This window comes from Hydrogenophaga defluvii (assembly GCF_042665235.1).
Classification (GTDB): domain Bacteria; phylum Pseudomonadota; class Gammaproteobacteria; order Burkholderiales; family Burkholderiaceae_C; genus Hydrogenophaga; species Hydrogenophaga defluvii_A.
In genome coordinates this window covers 21,344-36,431 of sequence record NZ_JBHTBZ010000048.1, presented here as the reverse complement: position 1 = coordinate 36,431, position 15,088 = coordinate 21,344, and the positions used below count along the sequence as shown (strand labels likewise).

The 15,088-nt window shown below is 64.6% G+C and carries 11 protein-coding genes and 1 pseudogene; 5 read left to right on the top strand and 7 right to left on the bottom strand.

Annotated features, from left to right (window positions below; all coding sequences use genetic code 11):
- The 4 genes and pseudogenes from ACFQU0_RS16065 to ACFQU0_RS16050 form a co-directional block, all read left to right on the top strand.
- Positions 1–152 (top strand): annotated as a pseudogene (locus ACFQU0_RS16065) (electron transfer flavoprotein subunit alpha/FixB family protein); the annotation flags it as partial.
- 63 nt (positions 153–215) lie between these two features.
- Positions 216–2,006 carry an acyl-CoA dehydrogenase gene (locus ACFQU0_RS16060; protein WP_382202542.1) on the top strand — a complete coding sequence of 597 codons (1,791 nt, stop codon included), beginning with the start codon at positions 216–218 and terminating at the stop codon, positions 2,004–2,006.
- Between the two features lie 91 nt (positions 2,007–2,097).
- Entirely contained in the window at positions 2,098–3,066 is a 969-nt protein-coding gene (locus ACFQU0_RS16055) for an NAD(P)H-dependent flavin oxidoreductase (RefSeq protein ID WP_382202541.1), read from the top strand.
- A 109-nt stretch (positions 3,067–3,175) separates the two neighbouring features.
- On the top strand, positions 3,176–4,264 hold the full coding sequence (locus ACFQU0_RS16050) for a PA0069 family radical SAM protein (protein WP_382202539.1): 1,089 nt from the start codon (positions 3,176–3,178) through the stop codon (positions 4,262–4,264).
- 15 nt (positions 4,265–4,279) lie between these two features.
- Here the strand turns inward: ACFQU0_RS16050 and ACFQU0_RS16045 are convergent, their stop codons facing one another.
- The 6 genes from ACFQU0_RS16045 to grpE all read right to left on the bottom strand — a co-directional run bounded on the left by ACFQU0_RS16045 (position 4,280) and on the right by grpE (position 12,185).
- A complete protein-coding gene (locus ACFQU0_RS16045; protein WP_382202537.1) occupies positions 4,280–5,557 on the bottom strand; it encodes an ABC transporter substrate-binding protein in 1,278 nt (425 codons plus the stop codon).
- Between the two features lie 41 nt (positions 5,558–5,598).
- The gene (locus ACFQU0_RS16040; RefSeq protein ID WP_382202536.1) at positions 5,599–6,771 is read right to left on the bottom strand and encodes a porin; all 1,173 of its coding nucleotides are present in this window, start codon (positions 6,769–6,771) and stop codon (positions 5,599–5,601) included.
- A 135-nt stretch (positions 6,772–6,906) separates the two neighbouring features.
- Complete coding sequence (locus ACFQU0_RS16035) at positions 6,907–8,271, bottom strand: MBL fold metallo-hydrolase RNA specificity domain-containing protein (protein ID WP_382202534.1); 1,365 nt, start codon at positions 8,269–8,271, stop codon at positions 6,907–6,909.
- A gap of 109 nt (positions 8,272–8,380) precedes the next feature.
- Complete coding sequence (gene dnaJ, locus ACFQU0_RS16030) at positions 8,381–9,514, bottom strand: molecular chaperone DnaJ (protein ID WP_382202532.1); 1,134 nt, start codon at positions 9,512–9,514, stop codon at positions 8,381–8,383.
- 93 nt (positions 9,515–9,607) lie between these two features.
- Positions 9,608–11,548 carry a molecular chaperone DnaK gene (dnaK, locus tag ACFQU0_RS16025; protein WP_382202530.1) on the bottom strand — a complete coding sequence of 647 codons (1,941 nt, stop codon included), beginning with the start codon at positions 11,546–11,548 and terminating at the stop codon, positions 9,608–9,610.
- 82 nt (positions 11,549–11,630) lie between these two features.
- The gene (gene grpE, locus ACFQU0_RS16020; RefSeq protein ID WP_382202546.1) at positions 11,631–12,185 is read right to left on the bottom strand and encodes a nucleotide exchange factor GrpE; all 555 of its coding nucleotides are present in this window, start codon (positions 12,183–12,185) and stop codon (positions 11,631–11,633) included.
- Between the two features lie 110 nt (positions 12,186–12,295).
- Here grpE and ACFQU0_RS16015 point away from each other — a divergent pair, with 110 nt between their 5' ends.
- Entirely contained in the window at positions 12,296–13,138 is an 843-nt protein-coding gene (locus ACFQU0_RS16015) for a fumarylacetoacetate hydrolase family protein (protein WP_382202528.1), read from the top strand.
- On the opposite strand, the gene msbA is transcribed toward ACFQU0_RS16015, so the two are convergent.
- Positions 13,117–14,922, bottom strand: a complete 1,806-nt coding sequence (gene msbA / locus ACFQU0_RS16010) for a lipid A export permease/ATP-binding protein MsbA (RefSeq protein WP_382202526.1) — start codon at positions 14,920–14,922, stop codon at positions 13,117–13,119. The genes ACFQU0_RS16015 and msbA overlap by 22 nt on opposite strands.
- Positions 14,923–15,088: the final 166 nt, after the last annotated feature.

Below are 15,088 nucleotides of genomic sequence, written 5' to 3'. Positions count from 1 at the left end.
CGGGCGCCATCCAGCACCTGGCGGGCATGAAGGACTCCAAGGTGATCGTGGCGATCAACAAGGACCCCGAGGCGCCCATCTTCTCGGTGGCCGACTACGGCTTGGAAGCTGATCTGTTCACGGCTGTGCCGGAGCTGGTCAAGGCGCTCTGAGCCCACAACACCCTCTCGGGCGTCAACGATCTTGACGCCTTTTTTGTATCTGGAGACCTCCCCATGAGCTACATCGCCCCCCTCAAGGACATGCTTTTTGACATCGAGCACCTGGCCAACATCGCCCAGGTGTCGCAGTTGCCCGGTTTTGAAGACGCTGGTCTGGAGACCGCACAGGCCGTGCTGGAGGAGTGCGCCAAGCTCAATGAAGGGGTGATTTCGCCCTTGAACTGGGAGGGTGACAAATACCCCTCGTCCTTCCACGACGGCAAAGTCAGCACCACCCCGGGCTTCAAGGATGCCTTCAAACAGTACGGCGAAGGCGGCTGGCAAGGCCTGCAGCACCCGGTGGATTTTGGCGGCCAAGGCCTGCCCAAGACCATTGGTGCGGCCTGCACCGAAATGCTCAACAGCGCCAACATGAGCTTTGCGCTGTGCCCGCTGCTGACCGATGGCGCCATTGAAGCCCTGTTGACCGCCGGCAGCGATGAGCTCAAGGCCACTTACCTGGAAAAGCTCATCAGCGGCCAGTGGACCGGCACCATGAACCTGACCGAGCCGCAGGCTGGCAGCGATCTGGCCGCCGTGCGCAGCCGGGCCGAACCCCAGCCGGACGGCACCTACAAGGTCTTCGGCACCAAGATCTTCATCACCTACGGTGAACACGACATGGCCGAGAACATCGTCCACCTCGTGCTCGCCCGTGTGACCGGGGCGCCCGAAGGCGTCAAGGGCATCAGCCTGTTTGTTGTGCCCAAGTTCCTCGTGAACCCCGACGGCAGCCTGGGTGCGCGCAACGACGTGCACTGCGTGAGCATCGAACACAAGATGGGCATCAAGGCCAGCCCCACCGCCGTGCTGCAGTACGGTGACCACGGCGGCGCTGTCGGTTACCTGGTGGGCCAGGAAAACCGCGGCCTCGAATACATGTTCATCATGATGAACGCGGCCCGTTACGCGGTGGGCATGCAGGGCGTGGCCATTGCCGAGCGCGCTTACCAAAAGGCTGTGGGTTACGCACGTGATCGCGTACAAAGCCGCCCGGTGGATGGCAGCCTGAACACCGCCGCACCCATCATCCACCACCCCGATGTGAAGCGCATGTTGATGACCATGCGCGCACTGACCGAAGGCTGCCGCGCCATGGCGCTCACTGCCGCCGCCGCCTACGACGCCTCGCACCACCACCCCGACGCCGAGGTGCGCAAGCAAAACCAGGCCTTCTACGAGTTCATGGTGCCGCTGGTCAAGGGCTACAGCACCGAGATGAGCCTGGAAGTCACCTCGCTGGGCGTGCAGGTGCACGGCGGCATGGGCTTCATTGAGGAGACCGGTGCGGCGCAGTACTACCGCGATGCCAAGATCCTGACCATCTACGAAGGCACAACCGCTATCCAGGCCAATGACCTGGTGGGGCGCAAGACATCGCGCGACGGCGGCCAGACGGCGTTGGCCATCGCGCAGCAGATCACCACCACCGAGGCCGAGCTGGCCCGAAGCGGCAGCGCGCACGCACAGGCGGTGCTCAAGCGCCTGACGGCCGCACGCCTGGCCTTTGAAGACGCGGTGAAGTTTGTGGCCGGCCACACCAAGGCCGATCCCAACGCCGTGTTTGCCGGCAGCGTGCCCTACCTGATGCTGGCGGGCAATGTGATGGCGGGCTGGCAAATGGCACGTGCGCTGCTGGTGGCCGAGCAGAAGGTGGCTGCCGGGGAGGATGTGGCCTTCATGCAGGCCAAGATCACCACCGCGCGTTTCTACGCCGACCACGTCCTGAGCCGCGCCCCGGGCGTGCGCGACAGCATCGTCGAAGGTGCTGCGGGCGTGACCGAGATGGCACTGGAAGCCTTCTGAGGCTGAGACGCCGCCTACCCTGTAGCTGCGGCGACAGGGTGGGGCGCACGGTCACCGCCAGAATCACAGACAACATTCCCACGGAGACACCATGTCCAAACTGCCCCCGGTCCTGCAGAAAATCAAGTTCCCCGTCATCGGTTCACCACTGTTCATCATCAGCAACCCCAAGCTGGTGATTGCCCAGTGCAAGGCCGGGGTGGTGGGCTCCATGCCCGCGCTCAATGCCCGACCGGCTGCCCAGCTGGAAGACTGGTTGGCTGAAATCACCGAAGCCCTGGCCGCGCACGACAAGGCCAACCCCGACAACCCGGCGGCGCCTTTTGCCATCAACCAGATCGTGCACAAGAGCAACGACCGGCTGGAGCACGACATGCAGGTCTGCGCCAAATACAAGGTGCCCATCGTCATCACCAGCCTGGGGGCGCGCGAAGACGTGAACCAAGCCGTGCATTCGTGGGGCGGTGTGGTCTTGCATGACGTGATCAACAACGTGTTCGCGCGCAAGGCCATCGAGAAAGGCGCCGACGGTCTCATCCCGGTGGCGGCAGGTGCCGGTGGCCACGCCAGCGTGAAAAGCCCGTTTGCCATGGTGCAGGAAATCCGCGAGTGGTTCGACGGCCCGGTGGCCTTGTCGGGTTCCATTGCCTCCGGCGGCGCCATCCTGGCGGCGCAGGCCATGGGGGCTGACTTTGCCTACATCGGTTCGGCCTTCATTGCCACCGAAGAAGCGCGTGCAGTGGATGGCTACAAACAGATGATCACCGAGAGCAATTCGGACGACATCGTTTACAGCAACTTCTACACCGGCATCCACGGCAACTACCTCAAGGGCAGCATCCGCAACGCCGGCATGGACCCCGACAAGCTGCCCGACAGTGACCCCAGCAAGATGAACTTCAGCACGGGCGAAGGCGCCAATGCCGCCAAAGCCTGGAAGGACATCTGGGGCTGCGGCCAGGGCATTGGTGCCATCCGTGAAGTGATGCCCGCCGCCGATTTGGTGGCCCGCTTCAAGCGCGAATACGCCGAGGCCAAGGCGCGCATCTGCTCGGCTTGAACACCGTCTGCATCTGATGCAAAACGCGCCGTTGGGCGCGTTTTGCTTTTGTGGTGGGCGTACTTGTGGAATACTGATGTTTTAAACAGTAGTGTTGAGGCCGCTCACCGTGTCAGATGTCCGCATCCCAGTGCACGCCATCAAGGGGCGCGGCGCCGCTTCCCGGTTGGCGCACCGTTTTTCCGTGGACGAGCGCGCCGGGTTCGACGATGGCTGGGGCACGCTGGACGAATCCGACGCAGCCGCACAAGGTATGCCGGCCACCCAGGTGACCGACGAACTGGCCCGCAGCGCCATCAGCCGCAACACCTCGCCCGATGTGCCATTCACCCAGTCCATCAACCCATACAGAGGTTGCGAACACGGCTGCATTTATTGCTATGCACGGCCCACACACAGTTACCTCAACCTCTCGCCCGGCTTGGACTTTGAGACCAAGATCATCGCCAAACGCAACATTGCCCAACGGCTGCGCCATGACTTGGGCAAACCCGGCCACCGGCCCGAACCGATAGGCGTGGGCACGGTGACCGATGCCTACCAGCCGGTGGAGCGCGAGCTGCGCTTGACCCGCTCGGTCTTGGAGGTGCTGCAAGAAGCGCAGCACCCGCTGGCCATCATCACCAAGTCCAGCGGCGTGGAGCGTGATCTGGATGTGCTGGCGCCGATGGCCGCGCAGCGCCTGGCGTCGGTCTACGTCACCATCACCACGCTGGATGCCGCGCTGGCCCGCACGCTGGAACCCCGTGCCGCCGCGCCTCACCGCCGCCTGCGCACCATCCGCACGCTGGTCGATGCCGGCATTCCGGTGGGGGTGAGTGTGTCGCCGCAGATTCCGTTCATCAACGAAGACATGGAACAGGTGCTTGCCGCAGCCCGCGATGCCGGCGCCGACCGTGCCTTTTACCAGGTGGTTCGCCTGCCGTGGGAGGTGGCGCCGCTGTTCCGCGAGTGGCTGCAGGTGCACCACCCGCTGCGCGCCGACCGGGTGATGGCGCGCATCCAGGACATGCGCGGCGGCAAAGACTACACGGCCGACTTTGCCACCCGCATGCGGGGACAGGGCATCTGGGCCGACCTTATCCACCAGCGGTTTGAGAAGGCCTGCCGCCGCCTGGGCCTCAACCGCGAGCGACACAGCCTCGACGGTTCGCGGTTTCGTCCCCCGGGGGTGACCGGGCAGATGCCGTTGTTCTGAGGCGCGGCCACAGCGTCAGCGTATCGACTCTTTCTGGAACGGCGGGTGCCACGCGCTCAACCCGGACTGCAACGCGTTGGCCAGCGCCAGGGCCGTGCCTTGACCTTGCATGAGCCTCTGCAGCCCATCACGCAGCATCACCGAGCCGTTGGGGTCCTGGTAGCGAAAGCCCACGAGCATGATGAATGGCGTGCCTTGCTGCTGGCTGGCACGGCTGATCTGGGCCAGCAGCGGATCGCTCGGAAACACACCCGGGACCGCCGACATCTGCCGCAACTGATCGCTGAACTGCTGACCGTATTCCTTGCTGGCGAGGTATCGAACAAAACGCAGGGCAGCGTCGCGGTTTTTGCTGTGGGCATTGACCGCGTAGTTGCCGTCGGCGAAGGTGGACATCCAGGTGGCTGCGCCGGGCCTGACCGGTGGTGCTGCCACGAAGTCGAACACGATGTTGGCGTTCAAGGCCTTGATGGTTTCAATGTTCCAGGTGCCGCTCATGAAAAATGCGGCTTCCCCCATCGCGAACAGCGCCCGGGCTTCGTTTTCGGCGATGGTGGGTGCGTTGGGTGGCATGAACGCGCGCAGTGACACCACCTCTTCAATGGCGCGCACGAATTCGGGGGCGGTGAAGTGTTTGCGTACCGCCATCACATCCTTGAAAAACGGTGTGCCGCCGTAGAAACCTGGCCCCACCACACCAAACATCTGCTCCAACACCGGCGCGTCTTTGATGCCATTGGCCAGGGCATTCACGCCTTTGGCCTTGAGCTGCTGGCAAATCGCCTTGAACTCGCCCCAGGTGCGGGGCAGGGTGGTGATGCCGTGTGCGGCCAACAAGGTTTTGTTGACGTAGATGCCCAGCGATTGGGTGGCAAAAGGCACACCGTACAACACCTTGTCGTGGGGCGGCTTGTACCCGGCGGCCCCCGCCAGCAGACCATCGCTCATGCGCGCCAGGGCGGGGATCTGAGCAGGGGTCAGCGGCAACAAGTGGCCGGCATCGGCCAGGCTGGAGAGGCCACCATAGGCGCGGGCATGGATGATGTCGGGTCCGTTGCCGGCGGCCAGCGCGGCCGACAGAACGGTGGGGTAGTCGCTGTTCTCGTGGGCGGTGAACCTGACGTCGTCACCGGTTTTCGCCTTGTATTGTTGGGCGACCTGTTCGTAAAAGGCTTTGTCTTCTACGCGCCAGCTCCAGAAGCTGAGTTCGGCGCCGTGGACAACCGGCGGGAGCAGAGGGGCAGCACCCAGCAGACACATCAGTGTCCAGCGCATGAGTCGGTGAAGTGGCATGTGACGGTTCCGTAAGCAGATCGTTGTTGTTCAGGCGCAAGTCAATACATGTGCCGCAGTCCCAGCGCAAAGATGGACGCCTTGCGCTCTGCCTGCCCATGCAACAGCTCGCCGTAGTGGTTGACGCTGAAGGCGCCATAGGCGGTGGTGGCCTTGGACAGGAGGTGGTGCAACTCGGTGCCCACGCCGATGTCTCGGCCCTGCAGTTGTGGGCTGTCGCTGCCCGCGACGCTGGCCTTGAGCAGCCAACTGCTGCCCCATGGCACGGTCACACCCACAGACCATTCGCGCGACTTGGCGCGTTGTGAGAGCACAAACTGGTCGTAGCGCGATTGGCCCAACATGGCCCAGAGCTTGGCGCCGCCGAAGTCGCGGTTGAGGGCCAGGGTCACCGTGTCCAGTTGGCCCCGGCGTGCCGCTGCGGGGTTGTGCCGGCCCGTGGCCGTGTCGTAGGTGCTGAGCGTGCCTTGGAGGTAGTAGCCCAGGCCGGCGCGCCACGGGCTGGCGTCGTACACTAGGGCGTAACTTTGTGCCGACACCGTCTTGCCGCTGGGGTCCAGCATGCCCACCTGAGCCGAGACCGTGATGCCGCCCCAGCTGGGCGCGTCGTACCGCAGGGACTTGTCCATGCGCACATGGGTGTACTGCTGCGGGCTGTTCATGTCGTTGTTGAGGCCCAACGCGCCGGCCAAGCCGGTGAGCTGTCCATCAGGCGTGGGCGTTTGCGAGCCCAGCGGGCTGGGCCCGCCGATACGCCAGGTGCGAACATAGGGGTCGTAGGTGTCCCCATAACCCACGGCCGAGTTCGAGGCCACGTCGTTCCAGGGTGTGTAGACCCGACCCAGGCGCAGTTGGCCCCATGGGCCAGTCACGCCCAGGTTGGCCTGCCGGTGAAACGCGCGGGCGGGTGTGGCCCCGGTGTCCAGCGACAGTTGGTTCTCCAAAACAAAACCGACCTTGACACCCTGGCCCAGGTCTTCCATACCGCGAAAACCGATGCGCGAAGCGTTGATGCCGTAGGGGATGAGGCCGGTGGATCGCTCGCCGGCCAGCGTGGCGCCCAGCGGCTGGGTGGGCGATACCGGCGCCGCCACCACGCCGCGCCAACTGCCGACCTGTGCCTCAGCGACGCCAAACAGCGTGAGCGATGACTGTGCCCACACGGGGGCCACGTTCAGTGCTGCGCAAGCAAGCAAGACGCTTGTTCTTTTCATTTTTTTCTCCCTGACCTCGTGAACCGCGGGTAAACCCGTCTTGCCTTGATTTTCTTTGATCTTTCTCCGTTGAAACGTCAAATTTGTGACGATTTTGAACACTTTCCCGAAACATTTCGGGCGGAAAGCGGTGGTTCAGGCAGGCCAGGTGGCCCCGTGCTCCGGCACCATGGCTGGCCAGCGCAGTTCCTTTTCGATGCGCAGGCGCAGCGCGTCCGAGGCCTCGGGGTCGCCGTGCACCACAAACACCTGATGTGGACGGCTGGGCAGGGTGCGCAGCCAGGCCATGAGTTGGCCAGCATCCGCATGGGCCGAGGCGCTTTGCAGTTGCACCACGTCGGCCCGCACCGGTATGTCCTGGCCATGCAGGCGCAGGTGGGTGCCGCCTGCAGCCAGCGTGGCACCTCGTGTGCCCGGCGCCTGGTAGCCGGTGAGGATGACCATGTGGCGGTGGTCCCCCAGGTACTGCGCCAGGTGGTGCAGCACCCGCCCGCCGGTGGCCATGCCACTGGCCGCCAACACCACCTTGGGACCGTGGTTCATCGCAATCGCGCGCGACTGGTCGGGCGTGACCGTGAAGTGTGCCGCGTGGCCCATGGCCCGGCATTGCGCGGCGTCCAGCCGGTGTTCGCCCAGGTGGTGCTGGAACAGCTCGGTGGTGTGGATGGCCATGGGGCTATCAAGGTAGATGGGCAGCGAGGGTGGGATGGCGTGGCGCGCCTTCAACTCGGCAATGGCATGGAGCAGCGCCTGCGCGCGGCCCACCGCAAACACCGGCACCACGGCGGTGCCACCGCGTGCGGCCACCCGTGCCAATGCGGGGCCCAGCTCGGCCACCACGTCTTCCTTGGGGTGCTCGCGGTCGCCGTAAGTCGATTCGATCAGCACCGTGTCGGCGGCAGGTGCTGCCTCGGGCGGTTTCATCAGCAGATCGTCGGGGCGGCCCAGGTCGCCCGAGAAGAGGATGCGCCGACCCCCCACCTGCAACAGCACACTGGCCGCGCCCAGGATGTGCCCGGCGCCGGTGAAACGCGCCCGCCAGCCGGGCAGGGGCTCGAAGTCTTGTTGCATGGGCTCGGTGTGCAAGAGCTTGAGGCTGCGGCGTGCGTCTTCTTCGGTGTAGAGCGGGAGCGCCGGCGCATGTTTGGAGAAACCGTGTCGGTTGGCGAAGGCCGCATCTTCCTCTTGGATGTGCCCGCTGTCGGGCAGCAGGATGGCCGCCAGATCACGCGTGGCCGGTGTCGCCCAGACTTTGCCGTGAAAACCCTCTTTGGCGAGCAAGGGCAGGTAGCCGCTGTGGTCCAGGTGGGCGTGAGTCAGCAGCACCGCACCCAGGTGGCGCGGCTCAAAGGGCAGGGGCCGGCGGTTGCGCAGCCGCAGTTGTTTGTAGCCCTGGAACAGACCGCAGTCCACCAGCAAGCGCTGGCCCGCGTGCTCCACCAAGTACTTGGAGCCGGTGACCGTGCCGGTGCCACCGAGGAAGGTGATGTTGACGCTCATGGGCACATCTTATGCCCGCTTGCCACCGCCGTGCCCACCGATTCGTTTACTGGTGACCCCCAACAATAAGGCCAGCACGAGGCTGGCCTTTTGGGTGGATGGCGGGGACTCAGCTGAAGAAGTCTTTGGCCTTCTCGAACCAACCCTTGTCGTTGGGGCTGTGCTTGTGGCCGCCTTTCTTGAAGGACTCATCGAGCTCCTTGATCAGCTTGCGCTGGTGTTCGGTGAGCTTGACCGGTGTTTCCACCACGATGTGGCAGTACAGGTCGCCCGGGTAGCTGGAGCGCACGCCCTTGACGCCGCGCCCGCGCAGACGGAAGGTTTTGCCGCTCTGTGTGCCTTCGGGGATGTCGATGGTGGCCTTGCCGCTCAGCGTGGGCACGTCGATCTCACCGCCCAACGCGGCCGTGGGCATGCTCACCGGCACCTGGCAATGCAGGTCGTCGCCGTCGCGCTCGAAGATGTCGTGCTTGCGGATGCGGATCTCGATGAACAGGTCGCCCGAGGGGCCGCCGTTGCGCCCCGGCTCGCCGTTGCCGGCGCTGCGGATGCGCATGCCGTCGTCGATGCCGGCCGGGATCTTGACTTCGAGTGTCTTGTGCTTCTTGAGCTTGCCCTGGCCGTTGCAGGTGGTGCAAGGCTCGGGAATGATCTTGCCGCTGCCGTGGCAGTGCGGGCAGGTCTGTTGCACGCTGAAGAAGCCCTGGCGCATCTGCACCGAGCCCGAGCCCTGGCAGCTGGGGCAGGTCTTGACGCTGGTGCCGGGTTTGGCGCCGGTGCCGCTGCAGGTGTCGCAGTTGTCCCAGCTCGGGATGCGGATTTGCGCTTCCTTGCCCTGGGCCGCTTCTTCGAGGCTGATCTCCATGGCGTACGACAAATCGTTGCCACGGTAGACCTGGCGCCCGCCCCGGCCACCGCCGCGCTGGCCACCAAAGATGTCGCCGAAGATGTCGCCAAAAGCCTCAGAGAAGCCGCCAAAGCCCTCGGCACCCGGGCCGCCGCGCATGTTCGGGTCCACGCCCGCGTGGCCGTACTGGTCGTAAGCCGCTTTTTTCTGCGGGTCCGAAAGCATCTCGTAGGCCTCCTTGGCCTCCTTGAATTTTTCTTCCGCGGTCTTGGCCGAGTCACCCTGGTTGCGGTCCGGGTGGTGCTTCATGGCGAGCTTGCGGTACGCCTTCTTGATCTCCTCGTCGGAGGCGTTCTTGGGCACACCCAGAATTTCGTAAAAGTCGCGTTTGGCCATGGTGGATATGGGTTCTGGTTGAACACAAACGCCGCGTCGGCCACTTTTCAGTGCCCGGACGCGGCGGTGGGGTCAGGCGCCCTGGGGCGGCATTCAGCCCTTCTTCACTTCCTTCACTTCGGCATCCACCACATCGTCGTCAACGGGTTTGGACGAAGAGGACGCGCCTTCCGATGCACCGGCACCCGCTGCGGCAGCGGCTTGTTGCGCCTGCTGGTCGGCGTACATCTTTTCGCCCAGCTTCTGGCTGGTGGTCATCAGCGCGGTGGACTTGGCCTCAATGGCGTCCTTGTCCTCGCCTTTGGCGGCTTCTTCCAGGTCCTTGATGGCGGCTTCGATGGCGTCCTTCTCGGCCGCGTCCAGCTTGTCGCCGTACTCGGTCAGGCTCTTCTTGACGCTGTTGGCCAAGGCTTCGGCCTGGTTGCGGGCCTGCACCAGTTCCACCTTCTTCTTGTCCTCGGCGGCATTGAGCTCGGCGTCCTTCACCATCTTCTGGATTTCCTCCTCGGTCAGACCCGAGTTGGCCTTGATGGTGATCTTGTTTTCCTTGCCGGTGCCCTTGTCCTTGGCGCCCACGTGCAGGATGCCGTTGGCGTCGATGTCGAAGGACACTTCGATCTGCGGCGTGCCACGCGGTGCGGGCGGGATGCCTTCGAGGTTGAACTCGCCCAGCAGCTTGTTGCCGGCGGCCACTTCGCGCTCGCCCTGGAACACCTTGATGGTCACGGCCGGCTGGTTGTCGTCGGCGGTGGAGAACACCTGCGCGAACTTGGTCGGGATGGTGGTGTTCTTGGCGATCATCTTGGTCATCACGCCGCCCATGGTCTCGATGCCCAGCGACAGCGGGGTCACGTCCAGCAGCAACACGTCCTTGCGGTCACCGCTCAGCACCTGGCCCTGGATGGCCGCACCCACGGCCACGGCTTCGTCGGGGTTGACGTCCTTGCGCGGGTCCTTGCCGAAGAACTCCTTGACCTTGTCCTGCACCTTGGGCATGCGGGTCATGCCACCCACCAGAATCACGTCGTGGATGTCGCCCACGCTGATGCCGGCGTCCTTGATGGCGGTGCGGCAAGGCGCGATGGTGCGCTCGATCAGCTCGTCCACCAGGCTTTCCAGCTTGGCGCGGGTCATCTTGATGTTCAGGTGCTTGGGGCCGGTCGCGTCTGCCGTGATGTAGGGCAGGTTGATGTCGGTGGCGGCCGAGCTGGACAGCTCGATCTTGGCCTTTTCAGCGGCTTCCTTCAGGCGCTGCAGGGCCAGCACGTCCTTGCTCAGGTCAACGCCTTGTTCCTTTTTGAACTCACCGATGATGTAGTCGATGATGCGCTGGTCGAAGTCTTCGCCACCCAGGAAGGTGTCGCCGTTGGTGGACAGCACTTCGAACTGCTTCTCGCCATCGACGTCGGCAATTTCGATGATGGACACGTCAAACGTGCCACCGCCGAGGTCGTACACGGCGATCTTGCGGTCACCCTTTTCCTGCTTGTCCAGGCCAAAGGCCAGCGCGGCGGCGGTGGGCTCGTTGATGATGCGCTTGACATCCAAGCCGGCGATGCGGCCGGCGTCCTTGGTGGCTTGGCGCTGGGCGTCGTTGAAGTAAGCTGGCACGGTGATGACGGCTTCGGTCACGGGCTCGCCCAGGTAGTCCTCGGCGGTCTTCTTCATCTTGCGCAGGATGTCGGCGCTGACCTGCTGGGCCGAGATTTTGTTGCCGCGCACTTCCACCCAGGCGTCGCCGTTGTCGGCGGCCACGATGGCGTAGGGCATCAGGTTGATGTCCTTCTGCACTTCCTTCTCGGTGAACTTGCGGCCGATCAGGCGCTTGATCGCGTAGAGCGTGTTCTTGGGGTTGGTCACGGCCTGGCGCTTGGCGGACGCGCCGACCAGCACTTCGCCGTCTTCCTGGTAGGCCACGATGGACGGTGTGGTGCGCGCGCCCTCGCTGTTCTCGATCACCCGCGTGGTGTTGCCTTCCATGATGGACACGCAGCTGTTGGTGGTGCCGAGGTCAATGCCGATGATTTTTCCCATGGTGTTCTCCGGATACGAAAAGAGTTAAAGCTGTGGTGAATCTGTGGATAAGTGGCTGGATTTCAAGTGCACAGGCTGTGTGTCACTTGGGTGCGGCCACGGTGACCAGCGCGGGGCGCAGCACGCGCTCGGCGATCAGGTAACCTTTTTGCAGCACCGCCACCACCGTGTTGGCCTCTTGTTCGGCCGGCACCATGCTGATGGCCTGGTGGTGGTGGGGGTCGAATTTGTCGCCGGCCGCCGGTGCGATGGGCAGCACCTTATGACGGGCCAGGGCGCTGTTGAGTTGCTTGAGCGTGGCGTCGGCGCCTTCTCGGATCTGCTCGGGCGTGGCGTCCTTGATGGCCAGGCCGGCTTCCAGGCTGTCGGCCACGGCCAGCAGGCTCTCGGCAAAACTCTCCACCGCAAACTTGCGGGCCTTGCTGACTTCTTCGTCGGCGCGGCGGCGGGCGTTCTCAGCCTCGGCCTTGGCGCGCAGGAATTGGTCGGCCAGGTCGGCGTTCTGTGCCTTCAGGGTGGCCAGCTCATCGGCCATGGCCTGCTCGGCTTCATGCTGGTTGGCAGCCAGGGCGGCTTCGGCTTCCTCGGGGCTCACCGGGGCGCCGGTGGCGTGGGGGTCTTGTGCGGGGTGGCTCATGGCGTTCGTGCTGGCGATAGGTAAATCGAAATCAAAAGGGGACATGGGGGCAGCCCGGCGGCTTTCAAGGCCCTCATGACAAAATGGTTGAAAACCCCACAGGAACACCCATGAAGCTCATGCGACACGGCCAGCAAGGTCAGGAAAAACCCGGTCTGGTGGACGCCCAAGGCGCCCTGCGCGACCTCTCGGCCCATGTGGCAGACATCTCATCCGCCACTTTGCACCCGGACACGCTGGCCCGCCTGGCCGCCATCGACCCGGCCACGCTGCCCGTGTTGCCCGCCGGCACCCGGCTGGGCGCTTGCGTGGGCCAGGTGGGCAACGTGGTGGCGATCGGCCTCAATTATGCCGACCACGCGGCCGAAGCCGGCCTGAAACCGCCCGGCCAGCCGATTGTTTTCAACAAACACAACGGCGCCATCAGCGGCCCCTTCGACGACGTGCTGTTGCCCCCCGGCAGTGAAAGGCTGGATTGGGAGGTGGAACTGGGCATCGTCATCGGCCGGCGCGCCTGGCACGTGAATGAGGCAGATGCCTTGCAGTACGTGGCGGGTTACTGCCTGGTCAACGACGTGTCGGAGCGTGCGTACCAGATGGAATACGAAGGCCAGTGGACCAAGGGCAAAAGTTACCCCACCCATTGCCCCATCGGTCCGTGGCTGGTGACGCCGGATGAGATCGCCGACGTGCAGGCCATCGACCTCTGGCTGGACGTCAACGGCCAACGCCGCCAGACCGGCAACACCCGCACCATGATTTTTGGTGTCGCCCACATCGTGAGCTACCTCAGCCGTTTTATGGCGCTGCAACCCGGCGACGTCATTCCCACCGGCACACCACCCGGGGTGGGCATGGGCTTCAAGCCGCCGGTGTACCTGAAGGCGGGCGACGTGATGGAGCTGGACGGTGGCGCGCTGGGGCGGCAGCGTCAGAGGGTGGTAGCGGTGTGAGCCGCCGCACCTGAGCGCCCCTCAACCACCGGGGCGTCGCTGCCCGTCAGCCCGCCGTGTGCGTGCAACCTGGCGTACAGGCCATCGAGCTGAAGCAGCTCGCGGTGGCTGCCTTGTTCGATGATGCGGCCTTCGGCCAGCACCACCACGCGGTCGGCGTGTTCGATGGTGGACAGCCGGTGGGCGATGACGATGGTGGTGCGGCCGGTCATGAGCCGGCCGATGGCGTCCTGCACCAGCCGCTCGGATTCGTTGTCCAGCGCCGATGTGGCTTCGTCCAGGATGAGGATGGGGGCGTCTTTGTAGAGGGCTCGAGCAATGGCCAGGCGCTGGCGTTGGCCACCCGAGAGTTCGGTGGCGTTGTGTCCCACCTTGCTGTGAATGCCCTGGGGCAGGCGGTCCAGCAGGTCGCCCAGATTGGCCGCGCGCAGGGCGTGTTCCACCCGCACAGGGTCCGGGTCGCTGCCCAGGGCCACGTTGAAGGCCAGGCTGTCGTTGAGCATGACCACATCCTGGCTGACCATGGCGAACTGGCGCCGCAGGGTGCCCAAGTCCCAGTCGGCCAGCGGGTGGCCATCGAGTTGTACCTGCCCGGCCGAAGCCTCCACGAAACGAGGCAACAGGTTGGCCAGCGTGGTTTTGCCTGACCCGGACGGACCGACCAGCGCCACCACCTGGCCGGGTGCGATGTCCAGGCTCACGCCTTGGAGCGCGGCCGAGCCTTCGTCACCGTAGCGAACCCAGACGTTTTGCAGATCGATGTGACCCGCCACGTGGGCGGGTGCGTGCTGGCCGCCTGTCTGGCTGGGTGTTTCTTCAATCAGGGCCAGGCCGCGTTCGAGCGCTGCCAGCCCACGCGCGATGGGGCCGGCGATTTCGGCCAGGTGGCGTATGGGCGTGACCAGCATCAGCATCGCGGTAACAAACGACACAAAGCCCCCCACGGTGACGCCACTGCCACCGCTTTGCACCAGGGCCACGGCGATCACGGCCGAGAGCGCGGCTGCGGCCAGCATTTGGGTGAGGGGCGTCATGGCCGCCTGGGCGATGGTGGTTTTCAGTGCCAAGCGCCGCAGGGCCACGCTGAGCACGTCAAAACGGCGGGCCTGCTGGGCCTGGGCGCCGTGCAGGCGCACCATGCGGTGGGCCAACACGTTTTCTTCCACCACGTAGGCCAGGTCGTCGGTGGCCTGCTGGCTGGCTTGGGTCAGCCGGTACAGGCGGCGCGAAAACACCCGCATGATCCAGATCAGGCCGGGAAACAGCAGCAGCACGATCAGGGTGAGCTTCCAGTTGAGGTACAGCAGGTAGCCCATCAGCGCCATCAGCGTCAGGCTGTCTTTGGTGAGAGTGAGAAAGGCGTTCACCAGGGTGGTGGAGCCGGTCTGAACCTCATACACCAGGGTGTTGGAGAGCTTGCTGGCCGTCTGCTGCGAAAACAGCGACAACTCGGCGGCGTTGAGTCGCTCGAACATGGCGCGGCGCAGGTTCAGCAGCCCCAGGCTGGCGGTGTACGTCAGCGCGTACTGGGCCACAAAGCCGGCCAGGCCGCGTATGCCAAACAGCCCCAGCAGGGCGGCGGGCACCGCCCACAGCGGTATGCCGCGGTCCACAAAACCTTTGTCGAGCAACATCTGCAAGAAGGCGGGAATCAGCGGTTCGGTCAGCGCGCCGATCAGCGTGCCCACGGCCGCCAGCGCAATGCCCCCGCGTGCCGAGCGGAAGTAAGGCCAGAGCCTGGAAAGACGCTGGGTCAACGTGGATGTGGAGGCGTCGGTGGTCAAGGCGGATGCAACAAAAGGGCAAAAATGGCTGATCTTGCCAAACGGACGGGAACCTGGGCGTGCGCGGGCGCTCCATTGGGGCACAACTTGTCACGCTCGCGTGCTGGCCGGTCCAGTATTATCGGCGCCATGCCGGTGGCCTCCCGCGCCGGGTTCCCGGCCCCGA